Source organism: Actinomadura sp. NPDC000929, assembly GCF_040492065.1.
GTDB classification, from domain to species: Bacteria; Actinomycetota; Actinomycetes; order Streptosporangiales; family Streptosporangiaceae; genus Spirillospora; species Spirillospora verrucosospora.
This window is the reverse complement of the sequence record NZ_JBEUPA010000147.1, coordinates 1-8,217: the sequence shown is the minus strand read 5'-3', so window position 1 is coordinate 8,217 and position 8,217 is coordinate 1. Positions and strand designations below refer to the sequence as shown.

The following is an 8,217-nucleotide window of genomic DNA, read 5'->3' as shown; positions in this document are numbered from 1 at the left end:
CCAAAAACCCCCGGCTTCCCCAAATTTTGCGTCGGCCACCGGGGGGGGGCGGGCCCGGGGCTCCGGGGGGGGGGGCCCCGGGGCCACCCCCCCCCGGGCCCCCCGCCGTCGCCGTTTCCGGAGGGCGGGTCAGCGGGAGCGGCGGCCGATGAGGTAGCCGACCGCGACGCCCGCGAGGGCGACCGCTCCGCCGGCTCCGAACGCGACGGCCATAGGGAGCCACTCCGGGGAGGGAGGCGCGGCCGCGGCGCGTCCCGGATACACGGTCCCGGCGGCGGACGGGGCCGGCCGAGCCGCGGGAACCGGCTCCGCGGCCGGGGCCGGGCCTGGGCTCGGGCTCGGGGCCAGGGCCGTGAGGTCGCGTTCGACGGCGGAGAAGAACTCGCCCGCGGTGCGCTTGGCGACGCTGCCGAGCATCCGCTGCCCGACGCCGCCGACCATCCCGCCGACGACCGCGTCCGCGTCGTAGTCGATGCGGGTCGCGCCGTCGCCGTCCGACAGCCGGACGCGGACCGTGGCGTCCACCGTGCCGGGTGCGCCCTGGCCGCGGGCGCGCAGGACGAACGAGCGCGGCGGGTCGGGGTCGGCCAGCTCGACCTGCCCCACGTAGGTGCCCTGGATCGACGCGACGCCCGCGGTGACCGTCATGCGGTAGGTGCCGTCCCCCGTCTCCTCCAGGGAGCGGCACCCGGGGATCGTCCTCGCCAGCACGGCCGGATCCTGGAGCGCGTCCCAGACGCGGTCGAGCGGCGCGGCGACGCTGGCACTGCCGGTGAGCTGCATGACCCGACTTTAGAGAACCCCGCGGCCTCCCCGAACGGCAACTTCTGCCGAGTACACGCCGAGGATTGGGCAGATGCACCCCCGGGGCCGCTGGGAATGGTCAGATATGTCCGCCAGGTTCCGCGCGGGTGCGAACCCCGCTCGCCGCTCGCGCGTCAACCGATGCGGACCCACTGCACGCCCCTGAGAGCTGCAGACCCCCCGACCGAACGGAGTACGCGGCCGATGCCAGGGAAGACGCCCGTGATCGCCATGGTCGCCGCCGGAGTGTTCGGCGTGGCGGCGGGCGGCTGGCCCGTCGTGGCCGCCCGGCTGGGCGGCGAGTCCGGCCCGTCCATGCGGACGCAGCTCGCCTCCGTGCTCGACGACCAGCAGTGGGCGACGCCCAGGCCCGGGTCCTGGACGGCGCCGCAGCCCGCCGCGAACGGCCTGCCGCCCGTCATCAGGAGCATCCAGACGCAGGACCGCGTCGTCTTCCTGACCATCGACGACGGCTACACCTACGACTCGGAGTTCGTGAACCTCGTCCGCAAGGAGAAGGTCCCCATCCTGACGTTCCTGACCTCCACCTACATCAAGGGGCAGGGGCAGTACTTCTGGGCGTTGCGCAACGCGGGCTCGCAGATGGAGAACCACACCGTCACGCACCCCAACATGGCGACGCTGAGCGCCGAGGCGCAGAAGAAGCAGATCTGCGACTCCTCCGAGGCCATCACGAAGCAGTACGGGCGCCGGCCGCAGATCTTCCGTCCGCCGTTCGGGAGCTACAACCAGACCACCCTCCAGGTGGCCAAGGAATGCGGCATCAAGTCGGTGCTGCTCTGGTCGGCGGAGTTCTACAACGGCACCTCCGGGCCCGGAGTCGGCTACAACGGCTTCGCGCGCGGCGACGGCGGCAAGGGGTTCAAGCCCGGCGACATCGTCCTCATGCACTACCGCAAGGGGCTCGCCCAGGAGTTCCAGATGATCCTCGGCTGGATCAGGCAGGCCGGCTTCCGGCCCGCCGCCGTGCAGAACTACCTGCCGCGCTCGCTCGGCGGAAATGCCCCCGACCAGCCGTCCCACGCCTGAAAGGGACCTTCCCGGAGGAAACCCGGTTGAGCCGGAGGGCCGGGCGGACTGTGCCTAAGGTCAACACGCTGGCGGGGCCGAGGTCCCCTGCTTTCCCGAGCCGGCCCCGCCAGCCTCGCCCCCGCCCGGCGCCCGGGAGACGCCCCGACCGCGCGCCGCCTCAGACGGCGCCGGCGCCCTCGCGGACGCGCAAGGACGGGTCATCCGCGGCGCGCAGCCGGAGCGTGTACAGGTCGTCGGGCGACAGCGGCATCGCGTCCACCCGGATCCCCTCCGCGTCCTCGACCGCCGACGCGATCACCGCCGACACGGGGATGACGCCCGCCTCCCCCGCGCCCTTGATGCCGAGCGGGTTCAGCGGCGACGGCGTCTCCAGATGGTCGGTCTCGATGCGCGGGATCTCCGTCGCGTACGGCATCAGGAAGTCCATGAACGAGGCGTTGAGCAGCTGCCCCGACTCGTCGTACACCATCCGCTCGTACAGCGCGCCGCCGACGCCCTGCGCGACGCCGCCGTGGATCTGGCCCTCGACCACCATCGGGTTGACGAGCCGCCCGCAGTCGTGCACGACCGCGTACCGCAGGATCGCGACCTCGGCCGTGTCCGGGTCGACCTCCACGATCGCGGCGTGCGCGCCCGAGGCGAACGTCGAGCGCACCGGCGAGTAGTAGTCGCGGCCCTCCAGGCCGGGCTCGTCCCCGGCCGCGACGGGCGGCTCGGTGACCGGGCGCCCCACCGCGAACTGCGTCGCCGCCGCGGCCTCCTCGTCGAACGCGTACCGCAGCGGGTTGGACAGCACCGCCACCGTCCGCAGCGGGACGGCCGCGGACCGGTCGCCGCGCACGTGCACGACCCCGTCGGTGATCTCCAGGTCGTCCGGGTCGGCCTCCAGGGCCTCCCCCGCGATGCGCAGCGCCTTGCCGCGGACCTTCCGGCACGCCAGCGCGATCGCGTTGCCGCTCATCACCGCCGCGCGGGACGCGAACGTCCCGACCGCGTACCCGAACCGCCGCGTGTCGCCCGTCGTGACGTGGACGTCCTCGATGGGGACGCCCAGCTCGGCGGCGGCGATCTGCGCGAACACGGTCTCGTGGCCCTGGCCCTGCGAGGTGAGCCCGGTCGACACGTGCACCCGCCCCGCGGTGTCGATCTCGACGTGCCCGCCCTCGTAGGGGCCGACGCCGGTGCCCTCCACGTAGACGCCGAGGCCGATGCCGAGGCGGCGGCCGCGGGACGCGGCGGCGGCGCGCTCGGCCTCGAAGCCGTCCCAGCCGATCAGTTCGCGGACCTTGCGGAGCAGCTCGGGGTAGTCGCCCGAGTCGTAGATCAGCGGGCGGCCGTCCTGGAACGTCAGGCCCTGGTCGTAGGGGAACTCGTCCGGCTGGATGACGTTGGCCGCGCGCACGTCGGCGCGGTCGAGGCCGAGGTGGCGGGCGATGCGGTCCATCGTCCGCTCCATGCAGAACACCCCCTGCGGGCGGCCCGCGCCCCGGTACGGGGTGACGATGAGGGTGTTGGTGTAGAGGCTGACGACCTCCGCCCGGTACGCGCCGATCTTGTAGGGGCCGAGGAGCTGGGTGGAGGTGACGATCGGGATGATGATCCCGTATGGGGTGTAGGCGCCGTGGTCGTGCAGGATCCGCACGTCCAGGCCGAGGACGCGGCCCTCGCCGTCGAAGCCGACCCGCACGTCCTGGAGCTGCCCGCGCTCGTGCGCGGCGGAGACGAAGTGCTCGCGGCGGTCCTCCGTCCACTTGATCTCGCGGTCCAGCAGCCGCGCCGCCCACGGCACGAGGACCTCCTCGGGCCACGGGTGGACGATCTTCACGCCGAAGCCGCCGCCGACGTCCGGCGCGATCACCTCGACCTTGCCGTTCGGCAGCCCGAGCCGCGCCGCGATCGCCGCCCGCACGCTGGTGGACGCCTGCGTGGAGGAGTACACGCGCAGCGAGCCGTCGTCGGCGTCCCACCGGGCGTAGACGCCGCGGCCCTCCAGGGGCATGGACGCGCTGCGCTCGATGGAGAGCCGGAACTCCAGCACGTGCGGCGCCGCGCCGATCGCGGCGGCGGCGTCGCCGTTCTCCTGGACCAGGACGGCGCCCACGTTGCCGGGCACGTCGTCGTGGACCAGGCGCTCGGCGCGCTCCGCGTTCTCGATGCCGACGACGGGCGGCAGGGGCTCGTACTCGACGCGGATGCGCTCGACGGCGTCCTCGGCCAGGTAGCGGTCGCGGGCCACGACCATCGCCACGGGCTCGCCGACGTGCCGGACGACGTCGCGGGCCAGCGGGTACCCGGTGCGGCCGTGGGTCAGGGCGGGGTGCGGGATGAGCAGCGGCAACGGGTCCCCGACCTTGCCGGGCAGGTCCTCCCACGTGTAGACGGCGACCAGCCCGTCGACGTCGAGCGCCCCCGACACGTCGATGTCGGCGATGCGGGCGTGCGCGTGCGGGGAGCGCACGAACGCCGCCGCGAGCGCGTTCCGCCCGAGGTCGTCGAGATAGCGGCCGCGCCCGGTGAGGAGCCTCGCGTCCTCGCGCCGCTCGACCGGTTCACCGAAGACCCTGGTGCCCATTCACGACTCCTCGGCCGTCTCATTGCGAGAGGACGACGCCTCGCCCTCCGCGGACCCGCTGAGCAGGTCGGCCGCGCGGTGCACCGACTTGACGATGTTCTGGTAGCCGGTGCAGCGGCACAGGTTCCCCGAGATGCCCTCCAGGACCTGGTCGTCCGTCGGGCGCGGCGTCTCCCGGAGCAGCGCCGTGACGGTGCAGAGGAAGCCCGGCGTGCAGAACCCGCACTGCAGCCCATGGCACTCGCGGAACGCGCGCTGCACCGGCGACGGCGTTCCGTCCGGCGCGGCGAGCCCCTCGACGGTGGTGACCTCGTGGCCCGCGGCGGTGACGGCGAACATCAGGCACGAGCGCACCGGCTCCCCGTCCAGCAGGACGGTGCAGCAGCCGCAGACGCCGTGCTCGCAGCCGACGTGCGTGCCGGTGAGCCCGAGGTCGTGCCGGAGCAGGTCCGACAGCAGCCGCCGCGCCGGGACGCGGGCCGTGCGGTGCGTCCCGTTGACGGTCAGCGCGACCTCGAAGCCCTCGGCCATCAGTCCTCCGCCCTCCGCAGCGCCTCGGCCGCGGCCGCGGCCAGGGCGCGCTCGGCGAGCACGCCGGTCAGGTGGCGCCGGTACGCGGCGCCCGCGTGGATATCGGGTTCGGGATCGATCCGCTCGCGGACGTGCGCGGCGGCCGCCGCCCAGTCCCCGCGGGGACCCGCGGCTCCGGTCAGGTCGAGGACGAGCGGCGTCGGCGCGATGCCGAGGAACCCGGCCCGGGCGGAGGCGACCCGCAGGTCCTCGTCGAGGCCGACGACGGCGGCGACGCCGCTCAGCGCGTAGTCGCCGTGCCGCCGCGCCGTCTCGGCGAACGCGGTGCCGGTGCGGGGCGGCGCGGCCGGGAAGAACGCCGAGACGGCCAGCTCGCCGGGCTCCAGCGCCGACTCCAGCGGCCCGCGGAAGAACGCGGCGGCCGGGATGGTGCGGCGCCCCCGCACCGACGCCGCCTCGACCGTCCCGCCGAGGACGGCCAGCACCGCGGGCATCTCGGCGGCGGGGTCGGCGTGCGCGAGGCTGCCGACGACCGTCCCCCGGTTGCGGATCACCGGGTGCGCGACGTGCCGGAGCGCCCGGCCGAGCAGCGGCTGCACGGCCGCCGCCTCCGCCGAGCGCTCCACCCGCGCGTGCCGGGCGAGCGCGCCGACCCGCACGCCCTGGTCGCCGACGTGCAGCGTGTCCAGTTCCGCGACGCGGTTGACGTCGACGAGGTCGGACGGCGCGGCCAGCCGCATGTTCAGCAGCGGGATGAGGCTCTGCCCGCCCGCGAGCACCTTCCCGCCGGGCGCGGCGGCCAGCGCGTCCAGGGCCTCGCCGAGCGTGCCCGGCGCGTGGTACCCGAACGGAGGCGGCTTCACCGCGCGGTCCCGTCAGATCGCATCTCGGTCAGCTCGCATCCCCGTCAGCTCGCATCGCCCTTCGGTTCACCCGGTTCGGGCGGCTCGCGCCGGGAGTGCCGGACGGGGCCGCCGATCTCCTGCTCCGCCGGGGCGATGACGCCGCCGCCGGTGTCCTCCGGCCGGCGCAGCACGTTCAGGACGTGGTAGCCGACCAGGACGGCGATGGTACCGAGCGCGATGCCCTGGAGCGGGAAGTCGTCGGTGACCCGGAGTGTCACGTTCCCGATCGCCAGGATGATCGCGGCCGCCACCGGGACGAGGTTGACCGGGTCGCCGAAGTCGACCCGGTTCTCGATCCAGATCTTCGCGCCGAGCAGCCCGATCATCCCGTAGAGCACGACGGTGATGCCGCCGAGGACGCCGCCCGGCGTCGCGGCGACGAGGGCCCCGAACTTCGGGCACAGCCCGAACAGGATCGCCACGACGGCGGCGACGAGATAGGCGGCCGTCGAGTAGATCCGGGTCGCGGCCATGACGCCGATGTTCTCGGCGTAGGTGGTGGTGGGCGAGCCGCCGACGGCGGTGGCGAGGGCGGTGCCGACGCCGTCCGCGGCGATGGCCCGGCCGAGGACCGGGTCGAGGTCGTCGCCGGTCATCGCGGCGACGGCCTTGACGTGCCCGGTGTTCTCCGCGATCAGGGCGATGACGGCGGGGAGCGCGAGCAGGATCGCCGAGGTCTTGAAGTCGGGGGCGTGCAGGTCGGGGAAGCCGAACCAGTCGGCGGCCCTGACGCCCGTGAAGCTCACCCGCTCGTGCGGGAACGCGGTGGCGACGCAGTAGGGGCCCTCGGCCGCGCACGGCTTGCCCGACCCGTCCAGCAGGTTCTGCCCCGGCAGCACGGAGGTGATCTTGCCCGCGGTGGCGTCGAGGAGCCACGACAGGACGAAGCCGAACACCAGCGCCAGCAGGATCGTGATCCGCGCCCAGAACCCCCGCAGCAGCACCGCGCAGAGCACCGCGAACGTCAGCGTCGCCAACGCCGCCCACTGGTCCTGGGGCCAGTACACGGTGGCGACGACCGGGGCCAGGTTGAACCCGATCAGCATCACCACGGCGCCCGTGACCACCGGCGGGAACACCCGGTGGATGACCTCGCCGCCCACGACGTGGATGAGCACGCCGACCACCGCGAGCACCAGGCCCGCGACGAGGATCGCCCCGGTGACGGTGGCGCTGTCGCCGCCCGCCGCGCGGATCGCCGCGACCGCGCCGACGAACGAGGCGCTCGTGCCGAGGTAGCTCGGCACCCGGCCGCCCACGATCAGCAGGAACAGGATCGTCGCGATCCCGGACATCATGATCGCGAGGTTGGGGTCCAGGCCCATCACGAGCGGGAACACGAACGTGGCCCCGAACATCGCGACCACGTGCTGGGCGCCGATGCCCGCGGTCCGCGGCCACGACAGCCGCTCGTCCGGGCGGACGACCTCCCCGGGGGGCGGGGTCCGCCCGTCCCCGTGCAGCTTCCAGCCGATCATCATCGGGGGTCCTCCTGCTCAGCCGGCCGCGTTCCCGCGGGCCTGTCATGCGGGCAAGGTAGATCTACCCTGTTGGGCGGGCATCGGCGACTTCTGCCAAACCCCGCGCCCAGGATTGGGAGGACCGGCCGGTGCGCCGGCGGGCCGATCCGGGCACGGACCTCCGGGCGCTCCGGTGCGGCGTCCCGGGGTCGCCGGAACGCCGCCGCTACCCTCAGATACCTCGCATGCGCAGGACGTGAAGGGCGAGGGTGAGGTTGAGTCGCAGATGGGCGTCCTCGGTGAAGGCTCCGAGCATCCTTTCCAGCTTCCCGATGCGGTACCGCAGCGTGTTGTAGTGGAAGTGCAGCCGGCGCGCCGTCTCGGCGACGTTGAGGTTCGTCTCCAGCAGCACCTGGAGGGTGCGGCGCAGGTCCACCAGCTCCGGCTCGTCGTCGGCGGCGAGGTCGCCCAGCGTCTCGCGGACGAACGCGTGCAGCTCCTCGGGGTCGGAGACGAGGCTCAGCAGCCGGTAGACGCCGAGCTGGTCGAAGTGCGCCCGCGCGCCCGCGCCGTTGAGCTGGCGCCCGACCCGCACCGCCTTCACCGCCTGCTCGTAGGCCTCGGGCAGCGCGGCCGGCGACGCCACCGTCCGGCTGATGCCGGTGGAGAACGTCCGCCGCACCGGCAGGTGCTCGGCGAAGATCGACGAGGCCTCCTTGACCATCGCCTGGACCGGGCCGGCCGTCCACTCGGCGGGGTCGTCGCCCTCGGCGCCGACGATCGCCACGACCTCGTGGGCGAAGCTCGCGACGGCCGCGCCCCGGTCGTGCCGCCGGACGGCGGCCGTCCACGCGGCGGCGAGCCGCTCCTGCGCGGCCCGCTCCTCGGCGCC

7 protein-coding genes are annotated in these 8,217 nt (G+C 74.1%); 1 reads left to right on the top strand and 6 read right to left on the bottom strand.

Annotation, left to right across the window (positions count from 1 at the left end):
- Positions 1-129 precede the first annotated feature (129 nt).
- Complete coding sequence (locus ABWI04_RS34680; RefSeq protein WP_353835054.1) at positions 130-783, bottom strand: SRPBCC family protein; 654 nt, start codon at positions 781-783, stop codon at positions 130-132.
- Between the two features lie 225 nt (positions 784-1,008).
- On the opposite strand from ABWI04_RS34680, the gene ABWI04_RS34675 reads away from it, so the two are divergent.
- Positions 1,009-1,854: a polysaccharide deacetylase family protein gene (locus tag ABWI04_RS34675; protein WP_345175597.1), complete on the top strand. Its 846-nt coding sequence runs from the start codon at positions 1,009-1,011 to the stop codon at positions 1,852-1,854.
- A 160-nt stretch (positions 1,855-2,014) separates the two neighbouring features.
- Here ABWI04_RS34675 and cutA read toward each other — a convergent pair whose 3' ends face one another.
- The 5 genes from cutA to ABWI04_RS34650 form a co-directional block, all read right to left on the bottom strand.
- On the bottom strand, positions 2,015-4,429 hold the full coding sequence (cutA, locus tag ABWI04_RS34670) for an aerobic carbon-monoxide dehydrogenase large subunit (protein WP_353835053.1): 2,415 nt from the start codon (positions 4,427-4,429) through the stop codon (positions 2,015-2,017).
- Complete coding sequence (locus ABWI04_RS34665; RefSeq protein WP_353835052.1) at positions 4,430-4,960, bottom strand: (2Fe-2S)-binding protein; 531 nt, start codon at positions 4,958-4,960, stop codon at positions 4,430-4,432.
- Complete coding sequence (locus ABWI04_RS34660; protein ID WP_353835051.1) at positions 4,960-5,823, bottom strand: FAD binding domain-containing protein; 864 nt, start codon at positions 5,821-5,823, stop codon at positions 4,960-4,962. Before ABWI04_RS34660 ends, ABWI04_RS34665 begins: the two co-directional genes overlap by 1 nt.
- Positions 5,824-5,867: 44 nt before the next feature.
- Positions 5,868-7,346 (bottom strand): uracil-xanthine permease family protein, encoded by a 1,479-nt coding sequence (locus ABWI04_RS34655; RefSeq protein ID WP_345175605.1) that lies wholly within the window; start codon positions 7,344-7,346, stop codon positions 5,868-5,870.
- A 211-nt stretch (positions 7,347-7,557) separates the two neighbouring features.
- The coding region (locus ABWI04_RS34650; protein ID WP_353835050.1) for a PucR family transcriptional regulator at positions 7,558-8,217 on the bottom strand (660 nt) is incomplete at its 5' end.